Here is a 20,231-nt window from a genome sequence, read left to right on the forward strand (position 1 = left end):
CGGGCGCAGGATTTCACCTTTACGCCAGAAAATCCGAAAGCCGTGCCTGAAGATAGGGTACGGCGCGCGCATGGTTCAGGAAATCGGGAATGGGCATCATTTCCCAATACTGCCCCTCATCGCCGAAGACGATCCGGCTGATCTCCTCGGGCGCGATGCGGCCGCCGAAGAAGACCGCGCGGCCACCCGGCACGTGGTGCGAGGCATAGTCGCGCCGCCAGATCAGCCGTTCTTCCGGCAGGATCAGACCGTATTCCTCGCGCAACTCCCGTAACGCACACTCCGCCGCCGTCTCCCCGCCCTCGCGCCCGCCGCCGGGGAAGTCCCAGCAGCCGGCGAAGGGAAGCTCCGGCAGGTCGTCGCGCAGATGGGTGAGGACCCGACCCTCTCCGATCAGCGCGATCTTCGCACCGACGAAGGCCGGTTCAGTTGTCATTGATGTCGCGGTTCCAGACTTTCACCTGCCCGTGCCGCACGCCGACGACCCGGCGCAGCACCAGCCAGGCGACGAGCGAGGCCACCGCGAAGACGAGGACAAGCGCCGCGAGCGATCCGCCAAGGACACCGAGCCACAGCAAAAGCCCGGTCAGCGCCGCGCCAACCGCGAAACCGAGGAGGATGAAACCGGGGATCATGATCTCGAGGATCGCGAGCACCGCGCCAGCGATCATCCAGACCCACCATTCCTGCCAGAAAAGCATCAGGCCCGCCCCTTCAGCATCTTGAAGGCATCGCCAAAGGCCTCAAGCGCCTGCGCCGGCACGATCACCGTCTGCTTGCCGGCGCCCTGGCCCACGGCCGTGAGCGCCTCGACCTGCTTCAATGCGACCTGGTACTGCGCCGCCTCGATTCCGTTCTCCTTGATCGCCACGGCCACGACCTGCGTCGCATAGGCCTCCGCATCCGCCGAGATGCGCCGCGCCTTCGCCCGCTGCTCGGCCGCGTACAGATCCGCGTCGGCTGCAAGCTCCACCGACCGCTTCTTGCCTTCGGCCTCGGTCACCTGCGCCCGCCGTGCCCTCTCGGCGTTCAACTGCTGCAGCATCGCCGCCCGCGTCGCCTCGTCAAGGTTGACGTCCAGCACCTCCGCCCGCGTCACCTCGATCCCCCAGTCATCGACCATCGCCGCGACCTGCTCGCGCACCTTGCCGATCAGCTCCGATCGGTTCGACTGCACCTGGTCCAGTTCCATCTTGCCGATCTCCGACCGCACGATGCCGGCAACCGTCGTGGCAATCGCCCCATCTACGTCGCGGATCCGGTAGACGGTCTTTTCCGGCTCGGTGATGCGGTAGAACACCGAGGTCTCCACCTTCACCAGCACGTTGTCCGCCGTGATCGCATCCTGCAACGCGTTGGGCAACTGCCGCTCCAGGATCGAGATCTTGTGCGCCACCCGGTCGAGGAACGGCACGATGAAGTTGATCCCCGGCCCGAGCACCGCGCGCAACCGCCCGAACCGTTCCACCACGTGCTTCTCCGACTGCGGCACGATCCGCACGCCGAGCATGACGCATAGGATGATGAAGATGGCGAGTGCCAGCAGCACCCCGTTCCCGCCGATCAGCTCTCCGATTACTTGTCCGAAATCCATTGCACCGCCTCCAAAATCCGTTTCGGCGGACTATGCCTTCCCGCCCGATGCGTGAAAAGCCCTAACCCGACCGTCCGGCGGCAACGTCGCCCCGTTTCGCGCCCGAACGGACTCGGCTATTCTCGCGCCATGCCCGCCCTTTGTCGCGATTGCCTCCATCCATTCGAGACCGGACAGCGATGCCCGGCCTGCCGGAGCCCGCGCGTCCTATCGCACCCGGAACTCCTCAGCCTCTCCATCGCACACATGGACTGCGACGCCTTCTATGCGAGCGTCGAAAAGCGGGACAACCCGGACCTTCGAAGCCGGCCGGTCATCGTCGGCGGCGCCCATCGCGGTGTCGTCTCAACCTGCTGCTACCTCGCCCGCATCAAGGGCGTTCGGTCGGCTATGCCGATGTTCCAGGCCCTGAAACTCTGCCCCGAGGCGGTGGTCATCAAACCGAGGGGCAGCCACTATGCGGCGGTGTCGAGGGAAATCCGCGCCCTGATGGACGAGCTGACGCCGGTGGTCGAGCCGCTTTCTCTCGACGAGGCGTTTCTGGACCTGACCGGAACGGAACGCCTGCACAAGGCTCCGCCGGCCGTCCTTCTCTGCCGGCTTCTCAAACGGATGGAGGAGGAGATCGGCCTGACCGGTTCGGTCGGCCTGTCCCACAACAAGTTCCTCGCCAAGGTCGCCTCCGACCTCGACAAGCCGCGCGGGTTTTCGGTGATCGGCAAGGCCGACACCGCCGCATTCCTGAAAGGCAAGCCGGTGCGGATGATCTGGGGCGTAGGCGCGGCCACGCAAGGCACGCTCGATGCGGCCGGCATCCGGACGTTCGACGACCTCGCCCGCTGGGACCGCAAGGACCTGATCCAGCGCTTCGGTCAGATCGGCGACCGGCTCTGGCACCTCGCCCGGGGAGAGGACTTCCGCAGGGTCAATCCGCACGAGCCGATGAAGTCGATCTCGGCCGAGACAACCTTCGACGAGGATATTTCGGACCGCGACCTCCTCGACGGTCATGTGTGGCGGCTGGCCGAGAAGGTTGCAGATCGGACGAAGGCCAAGGATCTTGCCGGGCGCACCGTGACGCTGAAGCTGAAACGGGCCGATTTCACCACGATCACCCGGCGGCACTCGTTGCGCGAACCCACCCAGATCGCCGACCGGCTTTACCGCGAGGCGGCCGACCTGCTGGCCCATGTCGGCGACAGGGGCCCCTACCGGCTTCTCGGTGTCGGGCTTTCGGACATCGTTCCGGCCAGCGCCGCCGATCTGACGCCCGATCTTCTCGACCCGGCGGCGGCGAAACGCGCCACCGCCGAACGCGCGACCGATGCGATCCGCGCGCGGTTCGGGCCGAATGCGATCGTGAAGGGCAGGTCGCTTCGCTAGGCTGCGGCGAACCGGACGCCGCCCCCGTCACTCAGCGGCGAGCGAAACTTCCCCGCGACCGATCTCGGCGATCTCGGTCAGGATGGACTGGAGAACCCGCCGGAAGCTCATGAAATTGCCGTTCGGGCGGACCTCCCGCTCGTTCATGTAGAGCGCGCGGTCGATCTCGATCTGCACGGCGTGGAAGCCAAGCGACGGGCGGCCGTAGGTCTGGGTGATATAGGCACCTGCGAAGGGCGCGTTGCGAAGCGTGCGAAAGCCCGCCCGCTCGAACGCGGCCTCGATCCGGTCCATCACATGCGCCGCGGCTGCCGAGCCGAAGCGGTCGCCGAGCACGATCTCGGGTCGCCCGGCGCCGGCCGATGCGATGGAATCCATCGCCTCATGCGGCATCGAGTGCATGTCGACGAGGATCGCCTCGCCGAAATTCGCGCGCGCTGTCTCCAGAAGGTCGCGCAGGCAGTCGTGATAGGGCCGCCAGCAGGCGTCGATTCGCGCCTCGGCCTCATCCCGGGACATCTTGCCGCGATAGATCGCCCGGCCCCCGGCGACGACCCTGGGAATGACGCCGAGGCCCGAGGCGATGCGCGGATTGTGCGCGGCAAGGCGAACGCCGTCGATCAGCGCCGGATCAAGCTCGTCGGCCGCGCGGTTGAGGTCGATGAAGGCGCGCGGGGCGGTCGCCGCGAGGAGCGGCGCGCCGAGGCTTCCAACCCCGTCGAGAAGCGTGTCGACAAAGGCGTCCTCGGACGAGCGGATCGTCCGTTCGTCCAAGACCGAGGCGCGCAGGAACGCGGCGGGGTAGTCGCGCCCGCTATGCGGCGAGGCAAAGACGACACCGGTCAGGCGCCGCTCCGGCATCACCAACTGATAGGGCGCACGCGCCATGCCTTCTCCTTTACGTCGGGCGAACTATAGCGGCAATCTTTGCAACCCTGAAACCCCTTGCAAGCTCTCCCGACTCCTTTTATAGACCCACGGACCGACGCGGTTCCGCCCGCGTCCTAATTGTTTGGGATCGGCGGAATCGTTGACGGAACGGGCGGTTAGCTCAGCGGTAGAGCACTACGTTGACATCGTAGTGGCCACTGGTTCGATCCCAGTACCGCCCACCATCCGCCCCCGATTCGGGGGCATGTAGTTTTGAATGGCGCGACGCGCGCCGCGAATAGGAGAAGACCGATGAAGGTCAGAAACTCGCTCCGCTCGCTGAAGTTGCGCCATCGCGACTGTCAGATCGTGCGCCGCAAGGGCCGGGTCTACGTGATCAATAAGACCCAGCGCCGCTTCAAGGCCCGTCAGGGCTGAAGCGCCGAAGAGAACGATGCGAAAGGCCGCCGGTTTCCCGGCGGCCTTCGTGTTTTCCGGGTCGGTGAGCCCGCGCCCTTGGTGGATGTCAGAGCGAATCCACCAGAAGCCGCGCCACGGTCTGCTGGTTCAGATATCCCGTCACGGGCAGCCCCCGCGCCTGTTGGTAACGCCGAATCGCGCGACGGGTCTCATCGTCGAAAGTTCCGTCCGCAGCGCCGGGCTTGAGACCGAGCGCCGCAAGCCGCTGTTCGACGAGCGAGCGCATCACCGGGTTGAGGTTCAGCGCCTTTTCGGCCGCCTCGGCCTTCTGGCGCGCATCCGCCTCTGCCGACGTCTCACTCAATTCGGCGATCCGGCGCCGCGCCTCTTCGACAAACGCGCCGTTCGGATGGGCCGCGACATAGTCCTGATAGACGCGGACCGTGTCCGTTTTCTGCGCGGCGTCCCACGCCTGCCGGTCGTTGGCCGCCGCCTGCGCCCGTCGCTCTTCATCGAAGACCGAGAGCCGTTCCTGCGCCAGTTCGGCGAAAAGCCCGTCGGGATAGCGCTTGAGATAGGCGCGCAAGCCCGCCTCGTCCCCGGCCGCGCCGGTCTGATCCCAGTAGAGCCGGTCCTGCTGGTCCTGCTCGGCCTTGCGCGCGGCGGCCTCGGCTTCCAATTCGGCGGCTCGCTTGTCGGCTTCCTGCGCAAGAACCTCCAACTGACGTCCGGTCAGAAAGCCCGTCCCGTCATATCCGGCGCGGGTTTGCCAGACCTTGATGGCGTTGCGCGAACCGGGGCCGAAGACACCGTCGATCCCCTTGGGGTCGATATCGAGGATCGAGAGGTTGCGCTGGACCTCGCGACGCTGATCGCGGGTAAGGCGGAGCGCGGCCTCGGCCGCCTCGGCCTGCGCGGCCGGATCGTCAAGCCGTGCAATGGCCGACTTCGCGGCAGCGGCGTGGGCGCCGTCGGGGAAGCGGTCGAGATAGGTTTCGAACGCGGCGCGGGTGCCGATGGCCTCGGTCGCCGTCCAGAAGGCCTGTTCGCCGCCACCGGCGGGCGGGGTGGCGGGTTTCGGTGCGTTGCCGTCCGGGATCGGAAGAAACGGCGCGAATGTGCCGATGTAACCGACTGCACGCAGGTCTTCCGCCGACGCGACAAGCTCCGCCATCGTCCTGCCGCGCATGTCCGCAAGGTGGCCCGCGAACGCCGACACTTCCGCCGCGTCGCCTTCGATCACGGTCACGCCCTGCGGCACGTCGACCGGGCCAACGCCGGCCGCAAGCCCGCGACCGAGGTCGATCCGCCGGTCTTCCGTCCCCAGCAACACAAGCGCTCCGCCGGGCCGTTCGCCGGCAATGGCAAGGACGGTCGACAGGGAGAGCCCCGCGTTGTCGATCGACGCCAGCGTCGGCTGGTCCGCCCCGGTCGCGACAAGCCAGGTCTCGGCCCCGGCATGGACGAAGTGGCCGGTGAGAAGGATCACGCTTCGACCCGGCCTCACCGTGTCATCGTAATGTTTGGCAAGAAGCGTCCGCATCACCGGCGCGGTCAGATCGGCCCCCTTGCGCATCGTGAACCCGGCCACCTCCAGCGCGTCGGCCGCGTCGAGCGCGTCATCTGCCGAGGTAATGTCGGCGGCGTTGCGGTAATTCTCGTTGCCGATGACCAGTGCGGCGTCCTGCGCGAAGGCCGGCGCCACGATCACGGCGGCAAAAAGCGCCAGGCAGGCTGTCTGTCTCATACGTCACATCCCCGTTTCGGGGCGAGACCTACTCGTACTTCCGCTGATCCTCAATCACTATGCCATCGTTCGGCAGCGACCCTTTGGAAACCAGCTGGATGCGGCCTCGCAGTTTCAGAATGTCCATCACGGACTTCTCGTATAACGCGGGGTTGCCGGATTCGGTTTCCACCAAGACCGTCATCGCATCCATCTCCCCCTCCCGGGTGGCGACAATCCGCGCACGGGCGATGTCGTCGTGACGGGCGACGAAGTCGGCCACCTGCTCGGGGCGGACGAACATGCCCTTGATCTTGGTCGTCTGGTCGGCGCGGCCCATCCAGCCCTTGATCCGGGCATTGGTCCTGCCGCAGGGGCTTTGCCCCGGCATCACCGCCGAGAGGTCACCGGTCGCGAACCGGATCAGCGGGTAGTCGGGGTTGAGCGTCGTGACGACGACCTCGCCCACCTCACCCTCGGGCACCGGATCGCCGGTGCCGGGGCGGACGATCTCGACGATCACGCCCTCGTCGACGATCATCCCCTCCATCGCCGGGCTTTCATAGGCGATGTTGCCAAGATCGGCGGTCGCGTAGCATTGCAGGCAGGCGATGCCGCGGTCGGCATATTCCTTGCGCAAGCTGGGGAACAGCGCGCCGCCGCCAACCACGGCACGGGTGATTTTCAGCCGCTCGCCCATCTCGTCGGCACGGTCGAGGATGATCTTGAGGTAGTCCGGCGTCCCGGCATAGGCCGTGGTGCCGATATCGGCGGCGGCGCAGACCTGAAGATCGGTCTGTCCCGTTCCGGCGGGCAGCACCGCCGCGCCGACCGCGCGGGCGCCGTTCTCGAACATCATGCCGGCGGGTGTCAGGTGATAGCCGAAGCAGTTCTGGACGATATCGCCCTTGCCGATGCCGCAGGCATGGAGGAACCGGCCCATCCGCCACCAGTCGTCGCTGACCCCGCCCGGCTCGTAGATCGGCCCCGGCGACTGGAAGAAATGCGCGACATTCGTGACCGGCAGCCCGCCAAAGGGTGGCTTGGCTTTCTGCCGGGCCGAAAGGTCGGATTTCCGCAGGACCGGCAAGCGGGCGAGGTCGGCGAGGGTCGCCACCGGCGCCATCCCGTTGCGCTTCAGTTGCGCGTTCAGCGCGCGCAGATGGTCGGCGGCGCGTTCGTCGTCGGGCCGGGTTTCGAGATCGTCGTAATGGGTCACCTTGAGATCCTTCATCACGCCAGCCAACGCTTTCGGCGGCGGTAGGAACGGACGTCGCGGAACGACTTTCGGCCCTCGTCCGACATGCCGAGGTAGAATTCCTTCACGTCCGGGTTTTCGCGAAGCTCGGCGGCGGGGCCGTCCATGACGACCCGGCCGCTTTCGAGGATGTAGCCGTAATGCGCGTAGCGCAGCGCCACGTTGGTGTTCTGCTCGGCCAGAAGGAAGGTCACGCCCTCCTTCTCGTTCACGGCCTTCACGATCTCGAAGATCTGCTCGACGAGCTGCGGCGCGAGGCCCATCGAGGGTTCGTCGAGAAGGATCGTCTCGGGCTTCGACATCAGGGCGCGGCCGATCGCGACCATCTGCTGTTCGCCGCCCGACGTGTAGCCCGCCTGGCTCTTGCGGCGTTCCTTCAGGCGCGGGAAATAGGTGTAGACCATGTCGAGATCGGCGCCGATCTGGCCCTTGTCGGCCCGCGTATAGGCACCCGTCAGGAGGTTATCCTCGACCGTCAGGTGCCCGAAACAGTGGCGCCCCTCCATGACCTGGATGACGCCCATCTTGACGAGCGCGGCCGGGTCAAGGTCCTGCACGCGCGCGCCGCGATACAGGATCGAGCCCTTGGTGACCTCTCCGCGTTCGGAATGGAGGAGGTTGGAGATCGCCTTGAGCGTCGTCGTCTTGCCCGCGCCATTGCCGCCGAGAAGCGCGGTGATGCCGCCTTTCGGGACCGACAGGCTCACGCCTTTCAGGACGAGGATCACGTGATTGTAGATCACCTCGATATTGTTGACCTCAAGCAGCGTCTCGGTCTTTGCGGCGTCGAGCATCGGGGTCCCCCGCGCGGAATTGATCCAATGGACCCCGGCCCTGGTCGGGCCGGGGAAGCTTGTGCATGGCGCCTAGTTGCAGCGCTCGGCGATGTTGTTTTCCGAAGCGAAGGCCGCGGAATCCTCGGCGACCAGCGGGTCGATCACGTCGGTGTCGGCCGCGATCCAGTCCGAGGCCTGGTTCCACTTCTTGGCGGCGGCATCCCACTGGAAGATCATCGCCGTGCCCGGACCGCCGTGATCGGCGCAGGATGCGGAGATCGGCTGGGCGAAGCCCGGCAGGCCAAGTTCCGTCAGCCGCTCCTCGGTGAGGTTCAGGGCCTCGAACCCGTCGCGGACCTGCGCCGGGTTGACGGCCGACGTGCCGGCGAGTTCCTGTGCCTTGCGGATCGCTTCGGAGATCGTCATTGCCGCGTACATGCCGCGGGAATAAAGGACGTTGCCGGGGTTCGATCCGTCGCCCGCCGCCTTGCCCGCGTCATAGACGTATTGCTTCAGGTCGGCATAGACCGGGTAGTCGCCGCCGGTCCCGTGGAACGAGATCATCTTGTAGCCGTTGGCGCCGTCTCCGGCCGGCAGCACGTCGTTCTCGGACCCCGACCACCAGATGCCGTAGAAGTGATCCATCGGATACTTGATGTTCACGGCTTCCTGGATGGCGACGGCGTTCATCACGCCCCAGCCATACATGATCACGTAATCCGGCTTGTCGCGGCGGATCTGGAGCCACTGCGACTTCTGCTCCTGCCCCGGATGATCGACCGGGACTTCGACGAACTCGAAGCCGTGCTTCTTCGCCAGTTCCTGCAGCGTGCGGATCGGCTCCTTGCCGTAGGCCGAGTTGTGGTAGACGAGGGCGATCTTCTTGCCCTGAATGTTGTCGCCGTTCTGGGACAGGATATCCTTGATGATGATCGACGCACCGTCCCAGTAGTTGGCCGGGTAGTTGAAGACATTGGCGAAGACCTTACCGTTGGCGGCCGAGGTCCGGCCATAGCCCGGCGTGTAAAGCGTGATGCCGTCAGCCGTCACTTTCGGAATGAGCTGATAGGTGATCCCGGTCGAGAGCGGGTTGTAGACCAGCGCGCCGTCGCCCTTGGTCGCCTCGTAGCATTCGACGCCCTTTTCCGTGTTGTAGGCCGTCTCGCATTCCGGCACCGCGACCTTTTCGCCGCCGATCCCGCCGTCACGTTCGTTCAGGAGGGTGAAGTAGTCGTTGAACCCGTCCGCGTAGGGAATGCCGTTCGCCGCATAGGCGCCGGTGCGGTAGCTCAGGTTGGGCACGTTCAGTTCCGCCATCGCGGGCGTCGCGACGGCGAGCGCGAGGGCGATGGCTGTCAGGGTCTTCTTCATCGGGTTCTCCTCCCATGGAATGGATCGGTTGGCCGGCCGGTCGCCGGTCTTGTGGTTGGGCAGCCCCCCTAGTGCGGGAAGGGCCAAAGCCGGAGTTTCTCTTTCGCGAGCCGCCAGAGCTGCGCCATGCCGTGCGGCTCGGCGATGAGGAAGATCACGATCAGCGCGCCGACGATCATCAGCTCGATATGCGCGGCGAGGTCGGTCGCCCAGCCGAGCTGGCCGACGAGGATGTTCTTCAGCAGAACCGGCAGAAGGACGAGGAAGGCGGCCCCCGCGAAGCTGCCGAAGATCGAGCCGAGCCCGCCGATGATCACCATGAAGAGGATGAGGAACGACTTCTGGATGCCGAAGGCCTCGCCCACCTCGACCGCGCCGAGATAGACCGAGAAGAAGAGCGCCCCGGCGATGCCGATATAGAAGGACGAGATTGCGAAGGCGGAAAGCTTCGTCGTCAGCGGGTTCACCCCGATGATCTCGGCCGCGATATCCATGTCGCGGATCGCCATCCACTTGCGGCCCACGGTTCCCCGGGTGAGGTTCCGCGCGAGCCAGGCGAGGCCGAAGAGGATCACGAGGCAGAAGAGATACTTCGCCTGGGCGGTGGTCTGCGCGCCGGTCACGGCATGGCCGAGGATCGTGCGTTCCGGCGCCGAGATCTGGCCGGAGGCCGAGTAGTTGTAGAACCACGGCACCTTGTTGAAGAGCCAGACAAGGAAGAACTGCGCGGCAAGCGTCGCGACGGCAAGGTAGAAGCCCTTGATCCGCAAGCTGGGCAGGCCGAAGAGGACGCCGACCCCGGCGGTGATCCCGCCCGCGAGAAGGACGTGGATCAGGATCGAGACTTCGGGAAAGGCGGTCATCAGCTTGTAGCAGGCATAGGCCCCCACCGCCATGAACCCCCCGGTGCCGAGCGAGACCTGCCCGCAATAGCCGACGAGGATGTTCAGCCCGATCGCCGCGATCGAATAGATCAGGAACGGCACGAAGACGGCGTTGGCCCAGTAGTCGTTGATCAGGAACGGGACGACCCCGAAGGCCACCGCCAGCACGGCATAGTAGCGCCAGCGGTCGAACTTGATCGGAAAGGTCTGGCTGTCGTCCACATAGGACGTCTTGAAGTCGCCTGCCTCGCGGTAGAACATTAGGTGGCTCCTCCATCATCAGCGTATTGGATTAGCAGGTGCGAAATCTCTCTAACCGCGCTTTCGCTGGTGTAGAGTGACCCCATCGCCAAGGCGCGGTTCAGCATCTTTCTCCGAAACGGGTAGGTACTCGTGTCGTCGGAGAGCATTTGAAGTTGTGAAAGCATGAATACCAGCGCCGCATCATATTCGTTTCCGCCGTTTTTGCGGATCATTTTGCAGACGCGTCGCATCGTTACCGGCTGACCGGGACCAACCGGATCGTACTCGTACTTCTCCTTAAGAACCCGCAGAACCTTTCCACCGAAGACCAAACCTGCAAACATGATCGCATCCTTTTAATCATAGCCAAAAGCGGCACTCCTAATCAGTTTCACAGGTACCTTTATACAATCCGGACGAGAGACCCGTAAATTTCGGTTTTCCAAGCATTTCATCAGCCAAACTCCTTCGCATTGCCGGGAAAGTCGTCGCCCTGCGGCCGGACCAGACAGAACCGATGCCCGGTCGGCGCCTCCATCACGATCCAGGTCTTGATCCGCGCGACCTCTTTTGCGCCCAGCGCCTTCAGCCGTTCGCATTCCGCGTCGCGGTCGTCGGTCTCGATGTCGAGATGGACGCGCGGTTCGTGGTCCACCGCCTGCAACAGGACGCGCGGGTAGCCTGTATGGTCGTCGAAGACGGCGTATTTGCCGCGCTCGTCGATCTCGCCCTTCCTGCCGAGCATGGCCGACCAGAAGCCCACGGCCTCGGTCAGGTCGTCGGTCTTGCAGTCGATGCAGACGACGCCGATGCGGGAACGGTGGCTCATGCCTGCCCCTCCGGCTGGCGGTGATGCTCGCGCGGGACCTGCTTCGCCGGCTTGGCGTAGCCGGTCGCCTCCGAATGGCGCACCAGCCACAGCCACGCGACGATGCCGATGCCGCCGCCGAGGGCGGCGAGCAGGGCGGCGATGGTCAGGCTCGAACCTGCCGTGTCGCTTGTCAGGGCGATGTAGCCGAAGGCCCAGAAGCCGGCCCAGGCGATGACGTTCAGGATCGCGATCAGTTTTTGCACGCTCATACCCTCTCGATGATCTTTTCGCCGAAGAGACCTTGCGGCCGGAAGACGAGGAAAAGAAGCGCGAGGACATAGGCGAACCAGTTTTCGGTCGCCCCGCCGATCATCGGGCCGATGAGGAATTCGAAGAGCTTTTCGCCCACGCCGATGATCAGCCCGCCGACGATGGCACCGGGGATCGAGGTGAAGCCGCCGAGCATGAGGACCGGCAGCGCCTTCAGCGCGATGAGCGAGAGCGAGAACTGCACGCCCGACTTGGTGCCCCACATGATCCCGGCGACGAGGGCGACGATCCCGGCGATGGACCAGACGAGCACCCAGATGAAGCGGAGCGAGATGCCGACCGACAGCGCCGCCTGATGGTCGTCGGCCACGGCACGGAGCGCGCGGCCGTACTTGGTGTATTGCGAGAAGAGCGTCAGCGACAGCACCAGCAACGCCGCCACCACCGTCGCCACGATGTCGAGGTTGTCGATGAAGAACCCGTAGCCGAAGGCCGCGTCGGTCACGCTCTCGACCGTTTCGGAAATCCCCTGCGGCAGGCCGACGTCGAGTTTCTTGATGTCCGCCCCCCACATGATGTCGCCTAGGCCTTCAAGGAAGTAGGCCATGCCGATCGTCGCCATGAAGAGGATGATCGGCGGCTGGTTCACGAGGTGCTTGAGGACGAATTTCTCGATGATGATCGCCAGAAGCACCATCACCGCCGCCGTGAGGACGATGGCGACGAGGGCCGGCAACTCCCAGCCGAAATTGTGCAGGTCGGTGCCGAAGACCGCGTTGATCAGATGCGCGAAGGGCACCTGCCCGTCCTGAAAGCCGACAAGCGTCAGCGCGGCGAAGAGCGCGAGCACGCCTTGCGCGTAATTGAAGATGCCGCTGGCCTTGAAGATCAGCACGAACCCGAGCGCCACGAGCGAATACATCACGCCCGCCATGAGGCCGTTCAGCGTGACCTCCATCGCATAGAGAAGCTGGTCAGGCATGGCTTGCCTCCGTTCCCGCCGGGCGGCGCGTGTAGCTACAGGAGAAATACGGATGAACTACGGGGAAACGACAGAAGAACTCAGTCATGCGAGACCCCCAGATAGGCGTCGATGACGTCCTGGTTGTTCCTGACCTCGTCGGGTGTGCCGTCGCCGATCTTCTTGCCGTAGTCCATCACGACGACCCGGTCGGACAGGTCCATGACCACGCCCATGTCATGCTCGATCAGCGCGATCGTCGTGCCGAACTCGTCGTTGACGTCGAGGATGAAGCGCGACATATCCTCCTTCTCCTCGACGTTCATGCCCGCCATTGGTTCATCAAGGAGGAGGAGCTTCGGCTCGGCGGCAAGCGCACGGGCGAGTTCAACCCGCTTTTTCAATCCGTAGGGCAGCCGGCCGACAGGTGTCTTCCGGATATTCTGAATTTCGAGGAAGTCGATGATCTTCTCGACCTTTTCCCGGTGCTCGGTCTCTTCCCGCTGCGCCCCGCCCCACCAGATCGCCTGACCCAGAAGGCCCGATTTCATCATCGTCAGCCGCCCGGTCATGATGTTGTCGAGGACAGACATCCCATCGAATAGCGCAATGTTCTGGAACGTCCGGGCGATGCCGAGGCGGGCGACCTGATAGGGTTTCATCGGCCCGCGCTTGTAGCCCTTGAACCAGACCTCGCCTTCCTGCGGCACGTAGAAACCCGAGATGACGTTGAGCATGGAGGATTTGCCGGCCCCGTTCGGCCCGATGATGGCGCGAATCTCCCCTTCGCGGATGTCGAAGGAAATATCGGTGATCGCCTTCACCCCGCCGAAGCGCAGAGTGATGTTCTTCATCTCCATCAGAACGCCGCCGATCTTGCGGCCGTCAGCGGTGGTGTAGCCTTCCGGATTCATTACATTCATTCCGCCGCCATCCTTTCCGGCGCATTGACGACCTTCGCGTCGCGGATCGTCAGCGTCGCCTTGATCTTGCCCTTGCGGCCGTCTTCGTAGGTGACCTCGGTCTCGGTGTAGACGCTGTCGCTGCCGTCGTAGAGGGCGGCGATGAGGTCGGCGTATTTCTCCTCGATGACCTTGCGGCGGACCTTGCGGGTGCGGGTCAGTTCGCCGTCGTCCGCGTCGAGTTCCTTGTGCAGGATCAGGAAGCGGTGGATCTGGCAGCCGGCCAGCATCGGGTCGGCGGCGACCGAGCGGTTCACCTCTTCGACATGGCCGGAAACCGTCTCAAGCACTTGCGGATGCTGGCTCAGTTCCTGGTAGCTCGCATAGGCGATATTGTTGCGCTCGGCCCAGTTGCCGACCGCCGTCAGGTCGATGTTGATGAAGGCCGTACACATCGAGCGGTTGGCGCCGAAGACCACGGCTTCGAGGATGTTCGGGTAGAATTTCAGTTTGTTTTCGACGTATTTCGGCGCGAAAAGGTGCCCGTCGGCCATCTTGCCGACATCCTTCGCCCGGTCGATGATGCGAAGGTGCCCGGTGCCTTCCTCGAAGAACCCGGCGTCACCTGTCGCCACCCAGCCCTCGACGTCCTTGGTCGAGGCGGTCGACTCGGGATTCTTGTAGTATTCGACGAATGTGCCGGGCGACCGGTAGAAGACTTCGCCGTTCTCGCCGATCTTCACCTCGACGCCGGGCGACGGCACGCCCACGGTGTCCGACCGCACCTCGCCATCAGGCTGCTGGGTGATGAAGACCGATGCCTCGGTCTGGCCGTAGAGCTGCTTCAGGTTGATGCCGAGCGAGCGGTAGAAATCGAAGATCTCCGGCCCGATCGCTTCGCCGGCGGTGTAGCCGACGCGGATGCGGCTGAACCCGAGCGTGTTCTTCAAGGGGCCGTAGACGAGGATATTGCCCAGCCAATAGCGGAACCGGTCCATGCCGGAGACCGGCTTGCCGTCGAGGATCGCCGGGCCGACGCGGCGCGCGATGGCCATGTAATGATCGAACATCGCCTTCTTCAGCCGCCCGGCATCCTCCATGCGGATCATGACGTTGGTCAGCTGAGTCTCGAAGACGCGCGGCGGGGCGAAGAAATAGGTCGGCCCGATCTCGCGCAGGTCGATCATCATCGTCGAGGCGTTTTCCGGGCAATTGACCGTGAACCCGGTCCACATCGCCTGCCCCATCGAGAAGATGAAGTCGCCGACCCAGGCCATCGGAAGATAGGCCACGACCTCGTCGTCGCGCTTGAGATGGTCGAACTCGGCGGAGTTCTTCGAAGTCTCGATGATGTTGCGGTTCGACAGGACCACGCCCTTCGGCTTGCCCGTGGTACCGGACGTGTAGAGCATCACGCAGGTGTGGTCGTATCCGAGTTCGGCGATCCGGGCGTCGAGTTCGGCGTCGAAGCGTTGATGCGCTGCTTTCCCCTCGGCGGCGATGTCGGCAAGCGCGTTCATGTGCGAATGGTCGTATTTCCGCATGCCGCGCTTGTCGAGATAGGCGATGTGCTGAAGCTTGGTGCCCCGGCCCTCAAGGCTTTCCTGCACTTCGAGGACCTTGTCGACCTGCTCCTGATCGCCGGCCACGACGAAGCGCGCGCCGCAATTCTCGAAGACATAGGTCATCTCTTCGGCGACCGCGTCCTGATAGAGCGGCACCGGCACGGCGCCGCACATCTGCACGGCCACCATCGACCAGTAAAGCGCGGGGCGGTTGCGACCGATGATTGCGACGTGATCGCCGCGCTCGATCCCGAGCGTCATGAAGCCGAGCGCCATCGCCCGGACTTCCTCGGCCGTCTCTGCCCATGTCCAGCTTTGCCAGATGCCGAATTCCTTTTCCCGGAATGCCGGCAAGGCGCCCCACCTGGCCGCGTTGCGCGCCAGGAGGGCGGGAATGGATTGCAATTCGCGCGAAGTCGCGTTTTGTGACACCGATGGTCCTCCCCCGCGCCGTGCGTTGGGCGCGCCGTCTCGCCGCATGGGCGATTCTTCCGTCGCCGCCAGCGTTGCGCGGCCAGACTAAGTCGTCAAAGATTTCCTGACTTTTTCGCAATCCTTACGAATTGTAACAGGCGACCCTTGCGCCTTCCGTCCAGACGCCCAAGGGTGCTAGCGATGAGGGCGGAGGAGGGCTTATGAACCGGGAAGACGTGTGCGCAAAACTGACGCAGGCCGGGCTGAACCTCATTCAGCAGGCGCTTTCGATCTTCGACCGCGACCTCCGGCTTGCCGTCTCGAACCGGCAATACCGGCTGATGTTCGACCTGCCCGACGAACTGACCCGGCCCGGCACCTCGTTCGAGGACACGATCCGCTACCTCGTCCTGCGCGGCGAATATGGCGAGGTGGAGGATGTCGAGGACGCCGTGCGCCTTCGGGTCGATCAGGCCCGCACCTTCAGCCCGCATTACATGGAGCGCCGCCGCGCCAACGGCCGCATGATTTCCGTCGAAGGGTCCCCCTTGCAGCAAGGCGGCTGGGTCACCGTCTATACCGACATCACCGGGATCAAGGCGCAGGAGGCGCTTCTGCGGGCCCGGTCGGAAGAGTTGTCGGAGGAGCTTCTGGCCCATGCCGAGCGGCTGGCGCAGGCCAACCGGGAACTTGCCGCCACCAACGCCGCGCTGGAGGAGGCGAAGCGCGAACTGACCGAGATGGAAGCCCGCACCCGGCTCGTGACCGAGATGATGCCGGCCCATATCGCCCATGTCGGGCCGGACCTGCATTACACGTTCTCGAACCGCCGGCTTTCGGCGATCATGCCCGGCAGCCTTTCCGACATCGTCGGCCGCCCGGCGCCCGAAGCGCTCGGGGCGGAGACCTTCGCCAGGATCGAACCGGGCCTCCGCCGGGCGCTGAAGGGTGAAGCGAATGTGTTCGAGATCACCCACGCCGCGTCCGGCCGGCGTATCCGCATCGCGCTGACGCCCGACCACGGGGCGGGCGATCAGATCCAGGGTGTCTACGCCCTGTCAATGGATGTCACCGAAGAGGCGCAGGCACGCGCCGCGCTGAGCCAGAGTTCGAAGCGGGAACTCGCGGCGCAGTTGACGTCCGGCCTCGCCCACGACTTCGCCAACCTCTTGACGATCATCCTCGGGCTTCAAGGCAGGCTTCAGCGGCTGCCCGGCCTTCCGGCAGGCGCGGGGGAACTTTCGCGCGCGACGCTCGCGGCTGCCCGGCGCGGCGGCACGCTGCTTGACCGCATCGCGTCGATTTCCGGGCCGCGTGAAATCCGGCCGCAACCGACCGACCTCGCGGCCCTGCTGGCCGATCTGCGGATCATGGCCGGCCCGTCGCTGCCCGAGGGCATCGGCCTCGATATTCTCGTCGCGGAACTTCCGGGGCCTGTGCTGCTCGATTCCGGGTCGTTGCAGGATTCGCTCCTCAATCTCATTCTGAATGCGAAAGATGCGATCGGCGGCGGCGCCGGGCGGATCACACTGACGGCGCGGCCGGTGCGCGATACCTGGCTCGAAATCTCGGTCGCCGATACCGGGCCCGGCTTTTCCGAGAAAGCGCTCCGGCACGGGCTCGATCCGTTCTTCACCACAAAGGGCGGCGAAGGCTCCGGGCTCGGACTGTCCATGGTGTACGATCACACCAAGCTTTCCGGCGGAACGGTGAAACTGACGAACCGCGCCGAGGGTGGCGCGAAGGTCACGCTGCGACTGCCGCTTCGGCAAGCCGGGACCAAGCGCGCGGAGCCGCTTCTTGTCCTTCTCGTCGAGGATACAGAGGAGATCCGTACCGACGTCCGCGAGATGCTGCGCGGGCTCGGCCACAACGTGATCGAGGCGGCGAGCGCGGATGAGGCGGCCGAGCTTGTCGACCTGCCGGGGCTTGACCTGATCCTGTCCGATATTGGCTTGCCCGGCGGCACGAACGGCATCGACTTCGCACAGGGCCTGATCGGGCGGGGCCATCCGGCGCGAATCGTCCTGATGACATCGCTGCCACCCGGTGATGCGCTCCGGTCCCGTGCGGGGGCCATCCCGGTCCTGACCAAACCCTTCACCATCGACGACCTCGCCGGATTCCTTGCCCGGAAGGAGGCCGCATGACCGCCGCCCAAGACAGCCGAGCCCATGTCGCGATCCTCGACGACGAGCCGGAGATCCGGCGGATGCTCTCGGACGCGCTGGAGGAGGCGGGGTTCCGCACCTCCGCCTATGCCCGTGCGACGGAGTTCGAGGCGGCGCTGAAACGCACCGCGCCCGATGTCTGTCTTGTCGATCTCGGCCTGCCGGACCGCGACGGCCTCGCGCTCGTCCACCGACTGGCGCTCGAATCCGGGGCCGCGATCATCATCATCTCGGGCCGGGCACAGGTGCAGGACCGGGTGACGGGGCTGGAACTTGGCGCCGACGACTACATCATCAAACCCTTCGACCCGGCCGAAGTCGTGGCGCGCATTCGCGCGCGTCTGAGGAAAGGTCGCAACGATGCGGACCGCACGGCTTCCGTCGCGCATTTCGCCGGCTGGACCGCCTATTTCGACCGTTACGTCCTGGTGGGCGACACCGGAGAGGAAGTGCCGTTCAGCCATGCCGAGGGCGAGGTTCTGCGGCTTTTCCTCGACAGCCCGAAGCGGTTGATCTCGCGCGCGCAGATGCAGGAAAACCTGGGCGGCGCCGCGGGCGATAGCTTCGACCGGGCGATGGATGTGCGCATCTCGCGGCTCAGGACCAAGCTGGGCGAAGATCCGAAGAACCCGCGCCTGATCAAGACGATCTACGGGGCGGGTTATATTTTCCTTGGCGACGTGCGCTGGGGTTGAGAAAAGACGCCATGACGGAAATCACGCTCATCCGGCACGGGCAGGCCAACAGCGGCGCCCGAAACGAGGAAGACTACGATCGGCTCTCTCCGCTCGGCCGGCAACAGGCGGAATGGCTGGGCGCGCATCTGCGCGCGACGGGCGGCTTCGAGCGGCTGATCTCGGGCACGCTGCGGCGGCAGGAGGAGACGGCGGCGGCGCTGAACCTCGACGGCCGGCCGCATCACCGTGACGCGCGGCTGAACGAGCTGGACTATTTTGGCCTGTCCCACGCGATCCAGGCCCGCCACGGCATCCCCTTCCCCGACAGCCCCGACGCCTTCGCCGCGCATGTTCCGCAGGTGCTCGACCTTTGGCGGAATGGCGATGCCGGCGAGGGGCATGAAAGCTACGATGCGTTTCGCAACCGGGTCCTCGGTGCCGTCGAAGACGCGGCCGGGGACGGGGCGGGCGCGGTTCTCGTCACCTCGACCGGGGTGATCGCCACGCTCTGCGCGCTGGCGCTGGGGCTCGAGGCGGTGATGAAGGCGCGGATGTTTCTCAGGGTGATGAACACCTCCGTCCACCGCTTCGACTACAGCGACGGCACGCTTCACCTCAGCCAGTTCGGCGCGATACCGCATCTTGACCACCCCGATCGCCACGCCGCGCGGACCCATTTCTGACCGCGAGGGGACTTGCCCCGGCGCCCCGGCAGTCGCAGTCTGGGCGCGAACCTTCGGAGAGGCTGAGCGATGCGAATTCACTGGTGCGGCACTGGCCTCTCCTCCCGCCCGGGTTTGCGCCGCCTGATCCTCGCGGGCCATCCTGTCACGGTCTGGAACCTGCCCGTTGCGGCGGCGGTCGAGGCGGTCGGCGACATCTCCAAGGAGATCCGCGCGATGGAGCCGGGCGCGCTTGAAGACGCGCTGTTGCCCGGCGATATTGTCGTCTCCATGTTGCCGGCCGACCTGCATGCTGGCCTCGCCCGGCATTGCGTGGCCCACAATGTGCATTTCGTGTCGTCGAGCTACATCTCCCCCGAGATGCGCGAACTGGATGAGCCCGCGCGGCAGGCCGGGGTGGCGGTGGTGAACGAGGTCGGGCTCGATCCGGGGATCGACCATCTGATGGCGCACGACCTTGTCGCGGCCTACCGGGCGTCGAAAGCCTATGATCGCGACAACGTTCTGTTCTTCACCTCCTATTGCGGCGGCGTGCCGGCGCGGCCGAACGCGTTCCGCTACAAGTTCTCGTGGTCGCCGCTCGGCGTGCTCAGGGCGCTGATGGCGCCGGCGCGGTCGGTCAGGGACTTTTCCGAGCTTCGGGTGGCGTATCCCTGGGACGCGGTCCGGAGCTACTCCGCACCGCTCAGGCAGCCGGAGACGTTCGAGGTCTATCCGAACCGCGATTCGGTGCCGTTCATCGCGGACTATCACTTCGACCCGGAGTGGAAGGTGAAGGAGTTCGTGCGCGGGACGCTTCGGCTGAACGGCTGGGCGGATGCCTGGGCCGGGGTGTTCGAGGAACTGGCGTTGAAGCCCTCGGACGCGCGGCTGAAGGCATTGTCTGACGAGCTTTGGGAAAAATTCCCGCTCGCGGAGGGGGAACCCGACCGGGTGGTGCTCTGCGTATCCCTGAAGGCGGATAAGGCGGGGAGACCCGTCTGGCACCGGACCTGGGTTCTCGACGCCGAGGGAGACGTCAGGGGCTCGGCGATGGCGCGGCTGGTGTCGGGCACCGTCGCGCTGGCGGTGGAGAGCGTGATGGCGCGGGAATTCCCCGTCGGCCTTCACGGCGCACCGCACGATCCGCGCCTGGTGACGCGGTGGCTGGAGGAGGTGGGCCATCAGGCGCAATACATGCGGCTGGTGGATCACCTCTGAGGGGGTGTCCGTACGTTCGGGCGCCTGGATGCAATACGACGGTCCGGTCAAC

At 65.2% G+C, this 20,231-nt stretch carries 21 protein-coding genes and 1 tRNA gene; 7 read left to right on the forward strand and 15 right to left on the reverse strand.

Annotated elements, in window-relative coordinates; genetic code table 11:
* Positions 1–19: 19 nt before the first annotated feature.
* Genes V5734_RS20860 through V5734_RS20870 form a run of 3 tightly spaced genes read right to left on the reverse strand, consistent with a single transcriptional unit; the run spans position 20 to position 1,594 of the window.
* Positions 20–436 (reverse strand): NUDIX hydrolase, encoded by a 417-nt coding sequence (locus V5734_RS20860; RefSeq protein ID WP_347311522.1) that lies wholly within the window; start codon positions 434–436, stop codon positions 20–22.
* Positions 426–701, reverse strand: coding sequence for an NfeD family protein (locus V5734_RS20865; RefSeq protein WP_347311523.1), 276 nt, complete (start codon positions 699–701; stop codon positions 426–428). The genes V5734_RS20860 and V5734_RS20865 overlap by 11 nt, the downstream gene beginning before the upstream one ends.
* Positions 701–1,594 carry an SPFH domain-containing protein gene (locus tag V5734_RS20870; protein ID WP_347311524.1) on the reverse strand — a complete coding sequence of 298 codons (894 nt, stop codon included), beginning with the start codon at positions 1,592–1,594 and terminating at the stop codon, positions 701–703. The genes V5734_RS20865 and V5734_RS20870 overlap by 1 nt, the downstream gene beginning before the upstream one ends.
* A 129-nt stretch (positions 1,595–1,723) precedes the next feature.
* Between V5734_RS20870 and V5734_RS20875 the strand changes: the two genes are divergently transcribed.
* A complete protein-coding gene (locus V5734_RS20875; RefSeq protein WP_347311525.1) occupies positions 1,724–2,977 on the forward strand; it encodes a DNA polymerase IV in 1,254 nt (417 codons plus the stop codon).
* Positions 2,978–3,004: 27 nt separating this feature from the next.
* Here V5734_RS20875 and V5734_RS20880 read toward each other — a convergent pair whose 3' ends face one another.
* Positions 3,005–3,865, reverse strand: a complete 861-nt coding sequence (locus V5734_RS20880; RefSeq protein WP_347311526.1) for an N-formylglutamate amidohydrolase — start codon at positions 3,863–3,865, stop codon at positions 3,005–3,007.
* 152 nt (positions 3,866–4,017) lie between these two features.
* Here V5734_RS20880 and V5734_RS20885 point away from each other — a divergent pair.
* Positions 4,018–4,092, forward strand: a tRNA-Val gene (locus V5734_RS20885).
* Between the two features lie 67 nt (positions 4,093–4,159).
* Positions 4,160–4,285 (forward strand): type B 50S ribosomal protein L36, encoded by a 126-nt coding sequence (ykgO, locus tag V5734_RS20890; RefSeq protein WP_263334173.1) that lies wholly within the window; start codon positions 4,160–4,162, stop codon positions 4,283–4,285.
* An 88-nt stretch (positions 4,286–4,373) separates the two neighbouring features.
* Here ykgO and V5734_RS20895 read toward each other — a convergent pair whose 3' ends face one another.
* The 11 genes from V5734_RS20895 to V5734_RS20945 all read right to left on the reverse strand — a co-directional run bounded on the left by V5734_RS20895 (position 4,374) and on the right by V5734_RS20945 (position 15,514).
* Positions 4,374–6,014 carry a peptidoglycan-binding domain-containing protein gene (locus tag V5734_RS20895; protein WP_347311527.1) on the reverse strand — a complete coding sequence of 547 codons (1,641 nt, stop codon included), beginning with the start codon at positions 6,012–6,014 and terminating at the stop codon, positions 4,374–4,376.
* A gap of 28 nt (positions 6,015–6,042) precedes the next feature.
* Positions 6,043–7,227: a phenylacetate--CoA ligase family protein gene (locus V5734_RS20900; protein WP_432759650.1), complete on the reverse strand. Its 1,185-nt coding sequence runs from the start codon at positions 7,225–7,227 to the stop codon at positions 6,043–6,045.
* Positions 7,227–8,045: an ABC transporter ATP-binding protein gene (locus V5734_RS20905; protein WP_347311528.1), complete on the reverse strand. Its 819-nt coding sequence runs from the start codon at positions 8,043–8,045 to the stop codon at positions 7,227–7,229. The genes V5734_RS20900 and V5734_RS20905 overlap by 1 nt, the downstream gene beginning before the upstream one ends.
* Before the next feature lie 72 nt (positions 8,046–8,117).
* Positions 8,118–9,398 carry an ABC transporter substrate-binding protein gene (locus V5734_RS20910; protein WP_347311529.1) on the reverse strand — a complete coding sequence of 427 codons (1,281 nt, stop codon included), beginning with the start codon at positions 9,396–9,398 and terminating at the stop codon, positions 8,118–8,120.
* 68 nt (positions 9,399–9,466) lie between these two features.
* Positions 9,467–10,543, reverse strand: coding sequence for a branched-chain amino acid ABC transporter permease (locus V5734_RS20915; protein ID WP_347311530.1), 1,077 nt, complete (start codon positions 10,541–10,543; stop codon positions 9,467–9,469).
* Positions 10,543–10,869 (reverse strand): hypothetical protein, encoded by a 327-nt coding sequence (locus V5734_RS20920; RefSeq protein ID WP_347311531.1) that lies wholly within the window; start codon positions 10,867–10,869, stop codon positions 10,543–10,545. The genes V5734_RS20915 and V5734_RS20920 overlap by 1 nt, the downstream gene beginning before the upstream one ends.
* Before the next feature lie 110 nt (positions 10,870–10,979).
* Positions 10,980–11,354, reverse strand: a complete 375-nt coding sequence (locus V5734_RS20925; protein WP_347311532.1) for a VOC family protein — start codon at positions 11,352–11,354, stop codon at positions 10,980–10,982.
* Complete coding sequence (locus tag V5734_RS20930) at positions 11,351–11,599, reverse strand: hypothetical protein (protein WP_347311533.1); 249 nt, start codon at positions 11,597–11,599, stop codon at positions 11,351–11,353. The genes V5734_RS20925 and V5734_RS20930 overlap by 4 nt, the downstream gene beginning before the upstream one ends.
* Positions 11,600–11,601: 2 nt before the next feature.
* Positions 11,602–12,588, reverse strand: coding sequence for a branched-chain amino acid ABC transporter permease (locus tag V5734_RS20935; RefSeq protein WP_347311534.1), 987 nt, complete (start codon positions 12,586–12,588; stop codon positions 11,602–11,604).
* 80 nt (positions 12,589–12,668) lie between these two features.
* Complete coding sequence (locus tag V5734_RS20940) at positions 12,669–13,490, reverse strand: ABC transporter ATP-binding protein (protein ID WP_347311535.1); 822 nt, start codon at positions 13,488–13,490, stop codon at positions 12,669–12,671.
* Positions 13,487–15,514, reverse strand: a complete 2,028-nt coding sequence (locus V5734_RS20945; protein ID WP_347311536.1) for an AMP-binding protein — start codon at positions 15,512–15,514, stop codon at positions 13,487–13,489. The genes V5734_RS20940 and V5734_RS20945 overlap by 4 nt, the downstream gene beginning before the upstream one ends.
* A 155-nt stretch (positions 15,515–15,669) precedes the next feature.
* On the opposite strand from V5734_RS20945, the gene V5734_RS20950 reads away from it, so the two are divergent.
* The 4 genes from V5734_RS20950 (at position 15,670) to V5734_RS20965 (ending at position 20,179) form a co-directional block, all read left to right on the forward strand.
* A complete protein-coding gene (locus V5734_RS20950) occupies positions 15,670–17,598 on the forward strand; it encodes a PAS-domain containing protein (protein ID WP_347311537.1) in 1,929 nt (642 codons plus the stop codon).
* A complete protein-coding gene (locus tag V5734_RS20955; protein ID WP_347311538.1) occupies positions 17,595–18,314 on the forward strand; it encodes a response regulator transcription factor in 720 nt (239 codons plus the stop codon). The genes V5734_RS20950 and V5734_RS20955 overlap by 4 nt, the downstream gene beginning before the upstream one ends.
* An 11-nt stretch (positions 18,315–18,325) precedes the next feature.
* Positions 18,326–18,979, forward strand: a complete 654-nt coding sequence (locus tag V5734_RS20960; protein ID WP_347311539.1) for a histidine phosphatase family protein — start codon at positions 18,326–18,328, stop codon at positions 18,977–18,979.
* A 69-nt stretch (positions 18,980–19,048) separates the two neighbouring features.
* A complete protein-coding gene (locus V5734_RS20965; protein WP_347311540.1) occupies positions 19,049–20,179 on the forward strand; it encodes a saccharopine dehydrogenase family protein in 1,131 nt (376 codons plus the stop codon).
* Positions 20,180–20,231: the final 52 nt, after the last annotated feature.

This window comes from Defluviimonas sp. SAOS-178_SWC (assembly GCF_039830135.1).
Taxonomy (GTDB): Bacteria; Pseudomonadota; Alphaproteobacteria; order Rhodobacterales; family Rhodobacteraceae; genus Albidovulum.